We start from the raw sequence: 15,976 nt of genomic DNA, 5'->3' as shown, positions 1-15,976 counted from the left end.
ACTCTGTTTCAATCAAAAGAAAAAACCGCAGATGGTCTGCGGTTTTTAAATGTTTACACCTGTGGTTGATCAGAGTATTTTTTCTTTTCTTTCACCGTTTTAATGACGCCTTTTTTATTTAATTCTCTAGATTTAAACACAACCCATAAAGAAGCTGCAATAAATACAGAAGAGTAAACACCTACAATTAGTCCTACAAACAAAGCAATATTGAAGTTACGAATGGATTCTCCACCAAATATCATCATTGCTAAAACTGTAATTAAAACAGTTAATACTGTGTTAAAGGAGCGAGTTAATGTTTGGCGAATACTTACATTCACAACATCAGCAATGTCTTGGAATGTTCTTAAGCGTTTTTTCTTATGCATGTTTTCACGCATACGGTCAAAGGTAACAATGGTATCGTTGATTGAGTAACCAACAATGGTTAGAACAGCTGCAATAAACGTTAAATCCACTTCTAGTCTCGTGATACTAAAGAAAGCAACCATAAAGAATGCATCGTGCAGTAACGAAGCAATCGCAGCAATCGCCATCGCCAATTCAAAGCGAATGCTTACATAAATAATAATCCCTATTGAAGCGATTAGCAGAGCAATAAGTGCGTTCTTGGCCAATTCTTTACCAACGGTAGGAGAAACTGTACTAACATTTGGCTCAGAACCAAATTCCTTTTTAAAATCTGATTTCAACTCGGCAATTTCATCTTTTGATAAAACACCAATCATTCTTGCCGCGCCAATTTCCTTTTTGTCGCCAGAGATAACGATATCATCAGGTTTCAAGTCATGCTTTTTAAAAGCACTTTCTACTTTTTCTACAGTAAGAGGTTTATCAGATAATACCTCTACACGTGTCCCACTTGAAAAGTCAATTGAAAGATTCAAACGGAAAACTAAAAGTATAATTACACCAGCTGTAAGAAGAACACCTGATAAAATGAAAAACTTCTTGCGATTCTTAACAAAATCGATTTTGTCAAATCGAGTTGGAAGATCTAACGTATCATAGTTTTCAGCTATATTTTTAATATTTGATTGTTTAACACCAAACCAGCTTGGTTTCTTTTTAAAGATTCCACTGTGAACCCATAGCCCAAGTAGTAATCGTGAACCGTAAACGGCGGTTAAGAAACTCATTAGGATACTGACAATTAACATCGTCGCAAAGCCTTTTACAGAGCTTGTCCCGTAGAAGAAAAGCACTCCGGCTGTTAGGATGGTAGTCAAGTTTGAGTCAAGAATGGATGTAAATGCATTTTTTTCACCAGCTTGGAAAGCTGATTTAATAGATTTACCAACCTTAATCTCTTCCTTAATTCGCTCATAGGTAATAATATTGGCATCGACAGCCATACCCACCCCTAGAATAATCGCGGCAATCCCCGGTAGGGTAAGAACACCATTCATCCAATCAAAAATTAATAAAACTAAATAAATATAAATGGATAATGTAACAGTAGCGATGAAACCAGGGAAACGATAGTAGAAAATCATGAATAGGTAAATAATTGCAATACCAATGATTCCTGCTAAAATCGTATCATTTAACGCTTGCTCACCAAACTTCGCTCCTACAGAAGTGGAATACACTTCCTTAAGCTTGACTGGTAATGAACCTGCATTTAATAGCGAAGCCAATGTTTTAGCTTCTTCAGCTGTGAAGCTACCAACAATGGAAACTGAATCTTGGTTAAATATTTGCTTTACAGTTGGAGCTGACAAATATGTTGGATTTGGTTTTGTTACCTCATTTTTAAAGGAATCTTTTCCTTCTTGAAAATCAAGCCAAATAACTAGGACGTTATTTGGAGCCATATTCATAATTTCTTCTGATACTTTTCGGAACTTATCAGCGCTCTTTAATGATAGAGAAACACTTGGTGCTCCGTTTTCGTCAAATGTCTGCTTAGCTCCACCCTGCTTTAAATCTGATCCGTCCATCATTAGACGATCATTGGCATCGCGGAAGGTTAAGTTCGCTTGTGTTGACAGAATTTCACGGGCCTTGTTTTGATCCTTAACGCCAGCAAGTTGAACACGAATCCGGTTATTTCCTTCAATTTGAATACTTGGTTCACTTACACCTAGAACATTAATACGCTTGTCCAGTGCTTCAGCGGTACTGGCCAATACTTCCTTGTCAATTTTTTGACCTTTCTTCGCTGGCTTAACCTCGTACAAAACCTCAAATCCACCTTGAAGGTCTAGTCCAAGCTTAATATTGTTTAAAATGTTCTTTGCTGTTGCTCCCATTGTGCTTCCAATAATAAGGACCACAAGAAAGAAAGCAATGATTCTACTACGTTTTACCATTATGTATTGTTCCTCCTTAGTGCATGTGCATTTGCACTGTTACGTAAAAACTCTTACAAGCCTTATATAATAATAAAAATAAAGTCACTGCTACCATTATGGAATAACTAAGAAAAGCTGTCAATTTGAAAAACGTGGGATTATTTCAATAACTCTTTCAATTCATTCTCATCATCAAAAGAAAACTCCACAGTTTTATATGCCTCAATGGTTGCATAGCTCATATAATCACTTACTCTCACAGAAAGAATTTCTTGGATAATCTCGTATAGTTTCATTTCATTCTTTATTTTTTTCCACTTTTTCTTTATTAAGAAATTCCAAAGCTCATTCTCCGAAACAGAATCATATCCAAGCAAGTGAAATTCAGAGAGTTTACTTGCTAATGCGGGTTGTACTTGGATACGAAAATGATCGTATATCTGGCTATTATCCATTCAAACTGCCCCCTTGGGGAAACCCCCTGATTAATTGAACCTTACAAAAAGCTCTTACTACTTGTCATGCTTTGTCCACCCTTAGGCATATAGTTAATTGTATATGAATTCTTCTTTTTTGAGAAGGTGGGAATCAGCATGTCGAAGTTTTTAAAAGGGACGTTTATCCTATTAATTGCAGGATTTATTACAAGGATACTTGGTTTTATTTATCGAATCGTTCTAGCGCGCAGTATTGGTGAAGAAGGCGTCGGTTTATATATGATGGCATATCCCACGTTTATTCTTGTGGTCACGATTACACAACTCGGGCTTCCAGTAGCTATCTCTAAAAATATTGCAGAGGCTGAGGCAAGGCGGGATTATGCGGAAATAAAAAAAATACTTGTAGTCTCCCTTGCCATAACCATTGGATTATCAATTATTATCACACCTGCTATGATTTTACTGGCGCCATTTTTATCCACTACACTTTTTACCGACCCAAGAACGTATTATCCACTCATGGCGATTGCACCAGCACTACCTATTATTGCGGTCTCTTCTGTTTTACGAGGATACTTTCAGGGACGCCAAAATATGCGCCCGTCAGCCATCTCTCAAGTATTAGAACAATTTGTAAGAATATCCATCATCGCAACAGCAACAAAAACATTCCTGCCTTATGGAGTTGAATACGCTGCAGCGGCAGCAATGGGGGCTTCGGTTTTAGGGGAATTACTATCACTCATTTATCTTTTAACTATGTTTAAATTAAAAAAACGATTCAAGCTCAGAAAGGATTTCTTTCAATTTATCCATAAGGGAAAACGAACCTTTAAGGATTTAATGGAGATTGCCATTCCAACTATGGGAAGCCGAATGATTGGTTCGATTGCATGGTTCTTTGAACCGATTGTAGTAGCACATAGTTTAGCTCTTGCAGGGGTAGTTGCCGTGAATGCAACGAAACAATACGGTGCCTTAACCGGCTATGCCATGCCGTTATTAATGCTTCCTTCTTTTGTTACCTTTTCATTAGCTACTTCCCTTGTCCCGGCAATCAGTGAGGCAAATTCGAAAAATAATCATAAATTAATTGAGTATCGCCTCCAGCAAGCATTAAGGTTCGTCTTTTTAACAGGAGGACTTGCTGTGATTGTACTTTACGTACTCGCTGACCCGCTCATGCAGCTTATGTACGGTTCTGCCAAAGGATCTTACTTCATTCAGATTATGGCACCATTTTTCCTTTTTTATTACTATCAAGGACCACTACAAGCCGTACTCCAAGCACTAAACCTTGCAAGAGCAGCAATGATTAATAGTTTAATTGGTGCGGTGGTTAAAACAGCCGTCATTTTTCTACTCGCTTCCCAGCCTTCCTTTGGCATTACCGGGGCAGCACTAGGAATTATCGTTGGCTTTGTCCTTGTAACGGGTCTACATTTCGCGACAGTTCTAAAGAAGGTTTCATTTTCCTTTTATATCCGGGACTATGTGAAGGGATTCATAGCAATGGGAGTAGCTGCTTGGTGCGGCTACTGGCTCTTCGAAAATATCTTATTAGAGATACATTTGGTGATACGTGTCTCTTTCGCAGCCTTTTCTATGACCTTATCTTATTCAATCCTGCTCCTTATTTTTGGTTTAATCAAAAAGGATGAGCTTAAACGAATTCCGTGGATAGGAAAGTTTATTACCACATAAAAACAGAAAAGGTTGACCCAATCTAAAGGGTCAGCCTCTTCTTAGTCTTCATCCTGTAAGTCAATGTAGAATTCTCCATTCTCATAGCTACAAAAGGAAATTTTCTTAACATCACGGTATCCTTTTTTCTTCAGTTCTTGGCGCAGCCATAAATTTGTCTTATTAATTCTTTTTAAGTTTTCTTCTTCAATCGTCCCATCTAAGATTAATGGGACAGTAATATCCCCCTGCTTTTGCTGTTCCTTACTATTCTTTAATTTTTCAATTACTGACAAACTACCTGAGGATTCTAATATCGCGAATTCCACATCCGCAATGCTGCGAATATCCTTCTCCCTTAATTGGGTCATTAAATCATCAAAATTGTAGCGTTGCTTCCGCATTGCATTTTCATCAATTTTCCCTCTATTGATAATAATGGTTGGTTGACCATCGACCAGGTCACGAAACTTTTTACTTTTCAGCGAGATTAGAGCGAGAGTAATTTGAATGATCATCAATAAAACCATCGGTATCACCGAGTGAAGCAGTGGGTCCTTTGTATTTTCAATGGCAATAACCGCCATTTCACCAATCATGATAAAAACGACTAGATCCAGGATGCTTAACTCACCAATTTCCCTTTTGCCCATTAATCTAAAAATAACAATGATTAATAAATACAAAAATAAGGTCCTGAAAATGATACCTAAATAAACGTCCACAATATTTTCTCCCCTTTTTTAGTCGTATTCATTGTTTGCATTTTTGAAAAAAAAAATAAGGAGAATTATTTTCCAACGCTTTTAAAATGAGGAAAATCATAAAATTTTAATTCTACTTTTCTTCTTCCACGAATACGCTTGTACTAGGTAAAAAACTGTTTCTAAGGCCTGAGACTTAACCAAGTAGAAAGTCAGGCCTAAGGCAACTGAAGGAGGAGAGCTAAAATCGAATCAAAAAGCTTTGGTACATCCATTTTGTACGGATTAATTTTCATCTTTGCCTTTGCCGTGATTTCAAGCCTTATTTTTGCGTTTATTCTAAGGTATACCTCTGCTAAAGAAGGATCACTTCAATATGTAATTACGGCCTTATCATTTATTGGGCTTTTTGGAGGAGGATTTCTTTCAGGCGGAAAGCGGAAAGAAAAAGGCTGGCTAATTGGGGGATTAACTGGTCTAATTTACTCCATTGTTGTTTTCTTATTTCAATACTTAGGCTATGATCGCCTCTTTGACGCAGAGCAAGTCATTTATCATACTTGCTATACACTCATCGCCATGATGGGTGGAATTTTAGGGGTTAATATTTCAGCTGGCAATACAAGATCTGCGTAACCAAAAATTAAGAAAAGCGTAAGCGCCTTGTTCAGCCCCGACAGGCAAATGTTCTTCGGCAAGAAAAGTCGCTCTTTGACTTTTATTGCAGAAGGTTATTTGACCCGAGGGGCTAGGCGCTGGAGCTGGACAATTCTCGAAGTCGAATTTTAAACTTTCTATACTAAAAAAAAGGAAGCCATTTTGTAAAAGGCTTCCTTTTTGTGTACGATTATTTTGTTAAACTAACGCTTCCCTCACCAGCTTCAGTGACCTCACGAATAGCAGAACGATCGTATGTAAGACGGCTGCCGTCTCCACACTTAATGACTACTTTATTATCATCGATTGAGTCAACAAAACCGTGTAATCCACCAATCGTAACGATTTTATCACCTTTTTTCAACTCGTTTTGCATGTTCGCAACCGCTTTTTGACGCTTTTGCTGTGGGCGAATTAATAGGAAATAAAATAACACAAACATTAATATTAATGGAATGATTGTACTAATTCCTTGCATCTTGTTTCCCTCCTTTCAAAAAGGTTCTATTAGAAATTTTTCGCGTTCGGTTTATTAAAACCATAACGTTCAAAAAACTCTTCGCGGAAATCACCAAGCCTGTCTTCCATGATGGCTTGTCTGACCTGCTCCATTAATCTTAACAGAAAATAAAGATTATGGTAAGACGTTAAACGAATTCCGAAAGTTTCATCACATTTAATCAAGTGGCGAATATAGGCTCTACTATAATTTCGGCAAGTATAGCAATCACAATTTTCATCAAGCGGTCCAAAATCTCTTGCAAATTGTGCATTTTTCACAACAAGTCTACCCGTACTTGTCATTAAGGTACCATTTCTGGCTATTCGGGTTGGCAATACGCAATCAAACATATCAATTCCACGAATGGAGCCATCAATTAATGAATCTGGTGAACCCACACCCATTAAATACCTTGGTTTATCAGATGGTAAAAGCGGAGTTGTGAACTCAAGTACACGATTCATCACATCTTTTGGTTCCCCAACCGATAAACCACCAACCGCATAACCAGGGAAATCAAGGGACGTAAGATCTTTGGCACTTTGCTTACGTAGTTCCTCAAATTCTCCCCCCTGTACGATTCCAAATAATCCTTGATCTTGCGGGCGTTGGTGGGCATTTAAACAACGTTCAGCCCATCTTGAAGTACGTTCGACTGACTTCTTCATATACTCAAAGGTAGCAGGAAATGGCGGGCACTCATCAAAAGCCATCATAATATCCGAACCTAAAGCATTTTGAATTTCCATTGCTTTTTCAGGTGATAGGAACAGTTTCTCCCCGCTCATATGGTTCCTAAAATGAACCCCTTCTTCTTCAATCTTTCGGAACTCACTTAAACTGAAAACCTGAAAACCGCCGGAATCTGTTAAAATAGCCCGGTCCCAGTTCATAAACTTGTGAAGGCCGCCAGCCTCCCTAATGATTTCGTGTCCTGGTCTTAACCAAAGGTGATAGGTATTACTTAAAATAATTCCTGCACCCATTTCTTTAAGATCTTCAGGTGACATGGTTTTCACTGTTGCAAGTGTTCCAACCGGCATAAAAGCTGGTGTATCAAACGAACCGTGCGGTGTGTGCACCCTTCCTAAGCGTGCTCCTGTTTGTTTACATGTTTTAATTAACTCATAACGAATTGCAGTCAAATTTATATCTCCTTCCGTGTGCATAAACTTAGATGAGCAACATTGCATCCCCAAAACTGAAGAAACGATATCGTTCTGAAACAGCCGTCTCATAGGCATGCAAAATATTCTCTCTTCCAGCTAATGCACTAACAAGCATAATCAAGGTTGATTTAGGTAGATGGAAGTTAGTAATCATCCCATCGATTGCCTTAAAGGTATAACCAGGGTAAATAAAGATATTCGTCCAGCCACTACCTTCAACAAATCGACCATCATTTGCAGACGCAATGGTCTCCAATGTCCTTGTTGAGGTGGTTCCGACTGATACAATCCTTCCCCCGTTGCTTCTTACTTCGTTTAGTAATCGGGCGGTTCCATCTGTCATCATGTAAAATTCAGAATGCATATCATGCTCCAACACATCCTCGACATTCACAGGACGGAAGGTACCAAGTCCCACATGAAGCGTAATAAACGCAATGTGGACACCTTTTTCTCTTATTTCGCCCAATAAGCTTTCTGTAAAATGAAGGCCAGCTGTTGGCGCTGCTGCTGATCCAGGCTCACGGGCAAATACTGTTTGATATCTTTCCCGATCATCGAGCTGTTCTTTTATGTAAGGCGGCAAAGGCATTTCACCCAATTGATCAAGAACCTCGTAAAAAATACCTTCGTATTTAAATTCCAATACTCTTCCACCATGTTCAGAGGTGGCTGTACAAACAGCGGAAAGAAGACCGTCACCAAAATCGATAACTGTTCCTTCTTTTACTCTTTTTGCAGGTTTTATTAGTGTTTCCCACTGGTCTCCTTCCAGTTGTTTTAACAGGAGGACTTCAATTTTAGCACCAGTGTCTGTTTTAACACCAAAAAGGCGTGCAGGCAATACCCTTGTGTCATTTAAGACAAGGCAGTCCCCTTCACGCAAATACTCTGTAATATTTTTGAATACTTCATGTTTAATTTCGCCTGTTTCCTTATTTAAGACCATTAATCGGCTGTCTGTCCGATTTAATAATGGAACTTGTGCGATTAATTCTTCAGGCAAATGAAAATCAAATAAATCTACTTTCATATTATGACATCCCTAATCTGTTTAAAATAAGTTACCTATTGTTAAGTGGGTACTTCCATACCAAAATGTTGATAGACCGCTGATGTGACCATTCTGCCTCTTGGGGTTCTCTGTAGAAAGCCTATTTGCAGCAGGTACGGTTCATACACATCTTCAATTGTTTCTGCTTCTTCACCAATCGAAGCGGCGATGGTATCAAGGCCGACTGGGCCGCCGCGAAACTTTTCGATAATCCCTTTTAGTAATTTGTGGTCTATATGATCGAGGCCAAGCCTATCTACCTGAAGCAACTCCAATGCTTCTCTAGCAAGAAGTAGGTTTATTGTACCATTACCCTTTACTTGAGCAAAATCCCGCACTCTTCTAAGGAGGCGGTTCGCAATCCGTGGGGTTCCTCTTGATCTTCGAGCAATTTCTGCTGCAGAAAGCTCGTCTATTTCTGTGTCAAACAACTCAGCTGTACGTAAAACAATGTTTTTTAGCTGATCTTCCTTATAATACTCGAGCCTGCTTAAAACTCCAAATCGATCGCGTAATGGAGCTGATAAAGAACCGGCCCTTGTTGTCGCCCCCACCAGTGTAAATGGAGGAAGGTCAAGCCGAACAGAGCGTGCACTAGGTCCTTTACCAATCACGATATCTAGGCAAAAATCCTCCATTGCTGGATACAAAACCTCTTCAATTGTTCGCGGCAGTCGGTGGATTTCATCTATAAATAGTACATCCCCGGGCTCAAGTGCAGTCAGAATGGCTGCAAGGTCCCCAGGTCTCTCAATGGCAGGTCCAGCAGTGGTTCGAATGTTTACGCCCATCTCATTGGCAATAATCACGGCCAGCGTCGTCTTCCCTAAACCTGGAGGTCCATAAAGGAGAACATGGTCTAAGGTTTCGTTTCGAAGCTTGGCTGCCTTAATAAAAATTTCTAGGTTTTCCTTTACCTGGTTTTGCCCAATATATTGCCTTAAGGTTTGCGGTCTCAAGCTTTGTTCAATATTTATTTCGCTCTCATTCACTTCACTTGAAATAATCCGCTCTTCCATCCATCATCACCACCTATTTTAAAAGCCGCTTTAGTGCATTTTTAATGTATTGGTCTGTTGACAGTTGTTCTTTTCTTAATTCAGGTGCAATCTTTTTAATTTCCTTTTCTGAATAACCGAGAGCCTTTAAAGCAAGAATAGCTTCTTCAAAGGCAGTATTGTTTTTTTCTGTATGTATAGGAAGTTGATCTGCATTGAATAAATTCGGGAAAAAGTCTGGAACGATATCCTGTAATTTCCCTTTTAAATCAAGAATCATTTGACGGGCAGTCTTTTTACCTACACCAGGGAATTTCACAAGGAAACTTTCATCCTCATTTTCAATGGCTGTTACCACTTGCTGTACCTCACCTGAAGCAAGAATAGCGAGTGCTCCTTTGGGCCCGATTCCAGATACATTTAATAATTTAGTAAACAACCTTTTTTCTTCTCGGGTTTCAAACCCGTACAGGGCCATAATATCTTCGCGTACATAATGATACGTGTAGACAGTAACCATTGTCTCCAATTTACCAGAATAAATAAACGAATTGGGTGTGGAGATTTGATAGCCAACCCCATTGTTTTCCACCACGATATATTCTGGACTAATAAATTCAACAGTCCCTTTTATAAATTCATACAATACCATTCTCTCCTCTAGTTTCCTGTTGCTCTCATATGCACTGTCTTTCATTTTAACATAAGAATGAAATGGAATTGAAGAAAATAGGTCATAGAAAGAAAAAATCAGGCTGAATGCCACTCAGTCTGATTGAAAAAGAACTATTCTTTTTTTATAGAGTACGGCTTGAAGGTTTCTAACACTTCAACATAATGATCTTTTGATTTAATAGGTATTCCTTGGATCAAATCTTCTTGAGTTTTACTTTCTAGCCTCTTAATATCTATTTGAAAAAAGGATTGTATGATTTTTGAACGGTCTGGTCTACCATTGAAAATAGTCAACACCCCGTCTTCAGTGATTCCAAAAAAGCCATTTGCTTTTAAAAGTGGGGAGATATCATCTACTTGTCTTCTAAATACCATAGTGTACTCATCCATATCAACCATCTGCCACTGGTCATATTTTGCCCAAAAATTCTCCATTGACCAGCAAGTCTCGTGAACTACTTCTTGGCTAATCTCTCCATCTAAATAGACTCTTTCTAAAATCACCGTCATATGCAGTGGTTCTTTCTTCTGTTGATTTAGCGGGGGTTCTTGTTGTGCAGCGGAGCCTGTGATTCCCGGTGCCCAGCCACTAAACATGAAGAGAGTAACAGCAAAAACGGCTATTCCAAACCGGTACATTGCTACCCAAGTGAACCTCATGCTCCTCACCTCTTATTGTTAAAAATTGAACATAATTTACATTCCTAGTTTAGCCTTAAATTGGCTTTTTATCCGTCCTATGTTTTTCACATAAAAAGAGCAAAGCCCGAAGCTTTGCTCTTTCCCTTATTGCCCCCATTTATGAGGTTGACTATCGTTATGCTTGTTGCGATCGCGTCCCATGGTTCCCTCATCTGTTAACACGGTAACCTTTCTTCCCTTTGTGTAGGGCATAACGGCTTTCTTAATGGCCCTTTTTGTTTCGCCTGCCTTGTTGTTATCAGCTAACTTCACTGAAACAATTACCGTATTCCCATAGGCAACTGACTGTACGTCCTGCACATTATTAACAGATGCGACCTTCCTTCTAATTTTTGCCGTAACATTATCTTGGAAATCAGAATCAGTAGCTACGCCAGTATTTCCAGTATTTTTACTTAAATGGCCGTGATAATTCATATCACTGGTACTGAATCGATTATCACGTTGAAAAAAATTCCGATCCTTAGCTGCTAATGGTTTCGTTGGATTAATCGGATTGCCATTTTCGTCCCTATTCTGAAGGACCTTTCTGTTATGCTCCGTTGTCTGCTGGTCCTCATTCCCCATCGTATGATCCATTATTTCTGTTACCCCACCATCATTATCACCAAATAGATTATCTTGTGATGGATGGTTTTCATTGGAGTAATATCCCATCGGCTGTGCTACGTTATTTTTCCCATTAACCCCTGCACGATTATTATAATCTCCATTACATCCTGCCAGCCCAATTGTCATGATGGCTGAAAGAGGAATTATCCACTGTTTCTTGTTCAAGCGAAAAACCCCCTAAAATAACATCCTGAGAGTGACCACTTTTTTCAGAGTCCATCTCATTTATAGGGTGTTATTTTATAGAGGATTTCATTCTGGAAAAATCATTTTACCATTTCCTGTAAATGGTCAACAAATCTTTTTCTTGCATAATACTGTTTAATCGATAAATCGGTTACTTGCTTTAATTTTACAGAATCAGTGTACGATTTTTCTCTAATTAACCGGTTCCATTCCCGAAAAATATCAGCTGGATAGGCTAGTGCATACAGAAAAGCCTCTTCTTGAGCATTTTTTTTCATTTGGTTATGCTTGATAAGCTTTTCAAATGACCAATCTATTGAAGGCAGAATTCGGTTTGCGTATTGTAAATAATCAAAAGCAGGTGGACCGATACAGATTAAATCAAAATCAATTAAATGCAAACTCCCCCTGTGATCGCGTAAAAAATTATGATGCGCTACATCACCGTGTAAAATCACGAAGGGGTCCTTGAAAAAATGACGATACTTTTTTTCCATTCCAGCAAGAGCCCATTTGGCCCAAGAAACCATATCCGCTAAGACTAACTCATTGATAAAATACTTTATGAAAGGAAAATTAGCGGTAAACATATTGAACCGATCTGTCCACTTTTCAAGTAGATGTCCTTTAGGAAGCAAGGTGCGATATCTGGCCTCAAAGAGACTCGTGGTTTGATGAAATTGTTCTAAAAGCTCTAGTCCTTCTTGACGATTCTTTTCAGTATGGAAAGAAAACGCTGTTTTATGTGGAGGCAGATATTCAATACATCCGAAATAAGTCCCTTCAAAAAATAGCTGTTCCTTTACTGAAGGGGTTAAATAGGAATAGGTTTTTGTAAATCCTTCCTTTTTCAGTGTATCGGTAAAGACTTCTTGAAGTCTAAGTCTGCTATTGGTGGAATAGCCTTTTATAATGTAAGTATTTTTCTCTGTTTTCAAAAAAATAACGGTTTTTCGAAGCGGTACAAACTGGGTAATCCTTTCATAAAACTGGGACTGAAAATAAGAGAAGAGACGATCATAATACTCATCGTCTCCTTTTTTGTTGGCTGACATATTAATTGCTTTCATCACGGTAACCAGGCATACCGTAAGGAGCGCTTCCTGGTACTCCCATTCCATAAGGATTCATATACGGTGGTTGAGCGACATTCATTGGACCCGTATAAGGAGCACTGTAAATAGGTGGAGTCGGTGGTACAAATGTTGACGGCATTGTTGCAGGAACACTTTCAGCGGCAGGCATGGCACCCATATAAGGTGTTGCCACAGGACCACCACAACCGCAGTCACCCATTGCAGCTGTACTCATCGGAAACCCTTGAGTTGGATAAGGGTTTTGCATGTAAGGCATTTGACTGCCTGCAACAGGCATCATCATTTCTGGTGATTCAAAATCAGTTACCCCATATGGGTTCATACCGCCCATTTGTGGATATCCGTAAGGCATTTGGCCACCCATACCATAAGGATTTGTCATTCCTGGGTTTCCGTACATCGTTCCAGGCATCATTGGAGCGGCTTGCATGGATTCTCCCGGGTTCTGTGATGGCATTGAAGTCGGAGCCGCACCCATTGGCATTTGACCATATCCAGCTGGCATCTGGCCGTAGCCCATTGGCATTTGACCCATTCCTGCTGGCATCTGGCCGTAGTCCATTGGCATTTGACCCATTCCTGTTGGCATCTGGCCATAGTCCATTGGCATTTGACCCATTCCTGTTGGCATCTGACCATAGTCCATTGGCATTTGACTCATTCCTGTTGGCATCTGACCATAGTTCATTGGCATTTGACCCATTCCTGTTGGTATCTGACCATAACTTGCTGGCATTTCGCCCATTCCTGTCGGCATCTGACCGTAGCCTGCTGGCATTTGACCGAATGCTGCTGGGTCCATATAAGGATTTTGCATCTGCTGCTGGAATCCTGGGTTCTGTGCACCCATCATTGCTCCTGGGTTGTATGCTGGATTCATGACAGGCACTTGTGGCATAAAAGATGATGATTCATCATCATGGAAGTATGGAGCTGCCATACCAGGTGCAGCCGCTGTCATTGGAGCTACGCCTGGATAACCTGGAACCATACCTGGAGCAGGCATCCCCATTCCCTGCATTTGCGGATATGGCATCATCGGAAATCCACCAAATGGTGGGCAAAAGCCCGGACCAGGCATAACGGGCGTCATAGGAACGCATTGTTCTTGAACCGGCATTTCCGCAATAGGGGCTTCAACTGGCGGCGGTGCAGGAACAAAATTCTCTTTAATTGGCATTTCTTTCATAGGTACTTCTTTTATAGGTACTTCTTTCTTCGGAACCTCTTTTACTTCTGGAAGGATATTGGCTGGTTTAGGCGGCAGCTGAGGTTGCTGAACCGTCATATTTTGCATATTCATCATGTAATAATTGTTAATATCAATTTCTGGGACGATTTGTAGAGGCATTTTTGGAGTATAGGGCGTTTTCGGTACTTCTTTTACGATAGGTTTTTCTTTGACAATTGGTGCTTCTTTTTTAATTGGTGCCTCTACCATCGGCATTGGCACAGGTTTCTCTTTGGCGAACGGTTGCTCAGCAATCGGCTTTTCTTTCTTTACACCTAAATTGATTGTTGTTTCCGGTTTCGTTCCCATAGGGGCTTCTTTCTTTATGCTTCCTCCTGTTGTTGGGACTTTTATTTTCATACCGGGCATAATCATATCAGGGTTGCTGAGCTGTGAATTAAGCTTCTTCAGCTCTTCAAAATTCACGCCGTACTTCTTGGCGATCTTCCAAAGAGTATCCCCTTTCTGTACGATATGGATCTTCACTCTGATTTCCCTCCTATGCATAAGTCCATATAGTGTATGTGAAAATGGGCAAAGTGCTATCATTCTTCAGAAAAACTTATGCTGCTTTTTGAAAAAATATGTATAAGGTCGAAAGAAAGGACAGCCACCTTGTTTTTTGCTACATGTATAAGGCACCATAATCTGTCTGTTGATTTCCGCTCCAGTAGCTTCGCTTTCCGTGGGTGTTTCGGCGAACCTCCTCGGCGAAAAGCGCCTGCGGGGTCTCCCCTGAACCATACTCCCACAGGAGTCTACGCTCCTTCCGCTCCAATCAACAGGTGTTTCAATTCAGCATAAGGCTTTAAACAGGCATATAAAAAAGATGCCTTTGCTAAAATGGCATCTTTTTTTGTTTATTTATTATGAATTTTGCAGCATTTTTTCAAGTGCCAGTTTGGCATTTTGGGCAATTTCTGGACTAACTTTAATAATATTTTGTGTTTCTTCCAAGGTATCCAAGCTCCAAACTAAATGGGGCAGATCGATTCGGTTCATAGTCAGGCATGGGCACATATGTGGATTCAATGAAATGATTTTTTTATCCGGGTGATTTTTTATTAGTCGATTAACCAGATTCATTTCTGTTCCAATCGCCCAAGCTGTTCCAGGCTTAGCATTCTCAATAGCATGTATAATATAACTAGTTGAGCCCGCCATATCCGCTAGCTCTACTACCTCTCGGCGGCATTCTGGATGAACAATGATATTCATATTGGGGTATTGGTACCTAGTATCAATCACATTTTGAACAGTAAAATTTTCATGAACCGAGCAATGCCCTTTCCAGAGAATGACTTTAATTACTGAAATATCACCATCAAACTCCAACTCATTGGTTATTGGATTCAAAATAGCCATCTCGTCTAAGCCTATACCTAAATCAGCCGCAGTATTTCTGCCCAAATGCTGATCAGGCAGGAAAAGAATTCGTTCTTTTTTCTCAAATCCCCATTTAACCATTTTCTCCGCATTCGAAGAGGTTACCGTTGCTCCTCCATGGGCTCCTACAAATCCCTTGATGGCTGCTGTTGAATTCACGTAGGTTAAAGGAAGAATCGTGTCACCAAAAAGTTCCTGAAGCCGTTCCCAGGCTCGTTCTGTTTGCTGGATATCCGCCATATCAGCCATCGAACATCCTGCGCGCATATCTGGCAAGATTACCTTTTGCTTTTCAGATGTTAAAATATCAGCTGTTTCTGCCATAAAATGAACGCCACAGAAAACAATAAATTCGGCCTCGGTATTTTTCGCTGATAATTGTGCAAGCTGTAGGGAATCACCAGTCGCATCAGCAAACTGAACGACTTCATCTTTTTGATAATGATGCCCTGGAATAAACAAACGGGACCCTAGCTGTTTCTTTATTTCCATTACCCGGCTTTCGAGTTCTTCACGTGTCATTTGCTTATATTTTTCAGGAATTATACTATTTTTTTCTAACGCCGCTAAAAAATTCACC

General features: G+C 39.8%; 14 protein-coding genes and 1 pseudogene. 2 read left to right on the top strand and 13 right to left on the bottom strand.

What is annotated here, in order from left to right:
* Nucleotides 1-53: 53 nt before the first annotated feature.
* Both secDF and RCG25_RS07520 read right to left on the bottom strand, forming a co-directional pair.
* Nucleotides 54-2,318 (bottom strand): protein translocase subunit SecDF, encoded by a 2,265-nt coding sequence (gene secDF / locus RCG25_RS07525; protein ID WP_308083049.1) that lies wholly within the window; start codon nucleotides 2,316-2,318, stop codon nucleotides 54-56.
* A gap of 140 nt (nucleotides 2,319-2,458) precedes the next feature.
* Nucleotides 2,459-2,755 carry a post-transcriptional regulator gene (locus tag RCG25_RS07520; protein WP_308083048.1) on the bottom strand — a complete coding sequence of 99 codons (297 nt, stop codon included), beginning with the start codon at nucleotides 2,753-2,755 and terminating at the stop codon, nucleotides 2,459-2,461.
* Nucleotides 2,756-2,893: 138 nt separating this feature from the next.
* On the opposite strand from RCG25_RS07520, the gene spoVB reads away from it, so the two are divergent.
* Nucleotides 2,894-4,444 carry a stage V sporulation protein B gene (spoVB, locus tag RCG25_RS07515; protein WP_308083047.1) on the top strand — a complete coding sequence of 517 codons (1,551 nt, stop codon included), beginning with the start codon at nucleotides 2,894-2,896 and terminating at the stop codon, nucleotides 4,442-4,444.
* A gap of 41 nt (nucleotides 4,445-4,485) precedes the next feature.
* Here spoVB and RCG25_RS07510 read toward each other — a convergent pair whose 3' ends face one another.
* Nucleotides 4,486-5,148 (bottom strand): DUF421 domain-containing protein, encoded by a 663-nt coding sequence (locus RCG25_RS07510; protein ID WP_308083046.1) that lies wholly within the window; start codon nucleotides 5,146-5,148, stop codon nucleotides 4,486-4,488.
* A 255-nt stretch (nucleotides 5,149-5,403) separates the two neighbouring features.
* Between RCG25_RS07510 and RCG25_RS07505 the strand changes: the two genes are divergently transcribed.
* Nucleotides 5,404-5,763 (top strand): TIGR04086 family membrane protein, encoded by a 360-nt coding sequence (locus RCG25_RS07505; RefSeq protein ID WP_308083045.1) that lies wholly within the window; start codon nucleotides 5,404-5,406, stop codon nucleotides 5,761-5,763.
* A gap of 211 nt (nucleotides 5,764-5,974) precedes the next feature.
* On the opposite strand, the gene yajC is transcribed toward RCG25_RS07505, so the two are convergent.
* The 10 genes and pseudogenes from yajC to nadA all read right to left on the bottom strand — a co-directional run bounded on the left by yajC (nucleotide 5,975) and on the right by nadA (nucleotide 15,975).
* On the bottom strand, nucleotides 5,975-6,262 hold the full coding sequence (yajC, locus tag RCG25_RS07500; protein ID WP_308083044.1) for a preprotein translocase subunit YajC: 288 nt from the start codon (nucleotides 6,260-6,262) through the stop codon (nucleotides 5,975-5,977).
* 29 nt (nucleotides 6,263-6,291) lie between these two features.
* Complete coding sequence (tgt, locus tag RCG25_RS07495; RefSeq protein ID WP_308083043.1) at nucleotides 6,292-7,431, bottom strand: tRNA guanosine(34) transglycosylase Tgt; 1,140 nt, start codon at nucleotides 7,429-7,431, stop codon at nucleotides 6,292-6,294.
* 28 nt (nucleotides 7,432-7,459) lie between these two features.
* The gene (gene queA / locus RCG25_RS07490; protein ID WP_308083042.1) at nucleotides 7,460-8,488 is read right to left on the bottom strand and encodes a tRNA preQ1(34) S-adenosylmethionine ribosyltransferase-isomerase QueA; all 1,029 of its coding nucleotides are present in this window, start codon (nucleotides 8,486-8,488) and stop codon (nucleotides 7,460-7,462) included.
* A gap of 41 nt (nucleotides 8,489-8,529) precedes the next feature.
* Complete coding sequence (ruvB, locus tag RCG25_RS07485; protein ID WP_308083041.1) at nucleotides 8,530-9,528, bottom strand: Holliday junction branch migration DNA helicase RuvB; 999 nt, start codon at nucleotides 9,526-9,528, stop codon at nucleotides 8,530-8,532.
* Nucleotides 9,529-9,541: 13 nt separating this feature from the next.
* Nucleotides 9,542-10,153 (bottom strand): Holliday junction branch migration protein RuvA, encoded by a 612-nt coding sequence (gene ruvA / locus RCG25_RS07480; RefSeq protein WP_308083040.1) that lies wholly within the window; start codon nucleotides 10,151-10,153, stop codon nucleotides 9,542-9,544.
* Nucleotides 10,154-10,293: 140 nt separating this feature from the next.
* Complete coding sequence (locus RCG25_RS07475; protein ID WP_308083039.1) at nucleotides 10,294-10,842, bottom strand: BofC C-terminal domain-containing protein; 549 nt, start codon at nucleotides 10,840-10,842, stop codon at nucleotides 10,294-10,296.
* Nucleotides 10,843-10,968: 126 nt separating this feature from the next.
* On the bottom strand, nucleotides 10,969-11,661 hold the full coding sequence (locus tag RCG25_RS07470) for a YhcN/YlaJ family sporulation lipoprotein (RefSeq protein WP_308083037.1): 693 nt from the start codon (nucleotides 11,659-11,661) through the stop codon (nucleotides 10,969-10,971).
* Between the two features lie 101 nt (nucleotides 11,662-11,762).
* Nucleotides 11,763-12,752: a phosphotransferase gene (locus tag RCG25_RS07465; RefSeq protein WP_308083036.1), complete on the bottom strand. Its 990-nt coding sequence runs from the start codon at nucleotides 12,750-12,752 to the stop codon at nucleotides 11,763-11,765.
* Nucleotides 12,753-14,348: 1,596 nt separating this feature from the next.
* Nucleotides 14,349-14,496: pseudogene (gene safA / locus RCG25_RS26055) on the bottom strand (SafA/ExsA family spore coat assembly protein); the annotation flags it as partial.
* 381 nt (nucleotides 14,497-14,877) lie between these two features.
* The gene (nadA, locus tag RCG25_RS07455; RefSeq protein WP_308083034.1) at nucleotides 14,878-15,975 is read right to left on the bottom strand and encodes a quinolinate synthase NadA; all 1,098 of its coding nucleotides are present in this window, start codon (nucleotides 15,973-15,975) and stop codon (nucleotides 14,878-14,880) included.
* Between the last annotated feature and the right edge of the window lies 1 nt (nucleotide 15,976).

Source organism: Neobacillus sp. PS2-9, from assembly GCF_030915525.1.
GTDB lineage: Bacteria > Bacillota > Bacilli > Bacillales > Cytobacillaceae > Neobacillus.
Note: the sequence above shows the minus strand (reverse complement) of the source record. Positions and strands in the feature narration are given on the sequence as shown.

Coding starts and splice junctions, on each gene's coding strand:
- yajC (WP_308083044.1), bottom strand. CDS start 6,262: ATGCAAGGAATTAGTACAATCATTCCATTAATATTAATGTTTGTGTTA.
- secDF (WP_308083049.1), bottom strand. CDS start 2,318: ATGGTAAAACGTAGTAGAATCATTGCTTTCTTTCTTGTGGTCCTTATT.
- RCG25_RS07465 (WP_308083036.1), bottom strand. CDS start 12,752: ATGAAAGCAATTAATATGTCAGCCAACAAAAAAGGAGACGATGAGTAT.
- RCG25_RS07475 (WP_308083039.1), bottom strand. CDS start 10,842: ATGAGGTTCACTTGGGTAGCAATGTACCGGTTTGGAATAGCCGTTTTT.
- RCG25_RS07520 (WP_308083048.1), bottom strand. CDS start 2,755: ATGGATAATAGCCAGATATACGATCATTTTCGTATCCAAGTACAACCC.
- spoVB (WP_308083047.1), top strand. CDS start 2,894: ATGTCGAAGTTTTTAAAAGGGACGTTTATCCTATTAATTGCAGGATTT.
- queA (WP_308083042.1), bottom strand. CDS start 8,488: ATGAAAGTAGATTTATTTGATTTTCATTTGCCTGAAGAATTAATCGCA.
- ruvB (WP_308083041.1), bottom strand. CDS start 9,528: ATGGAAGAGCGGATTATTTCAAGTGAAGTGAATGAGAGCGAAATAAAT.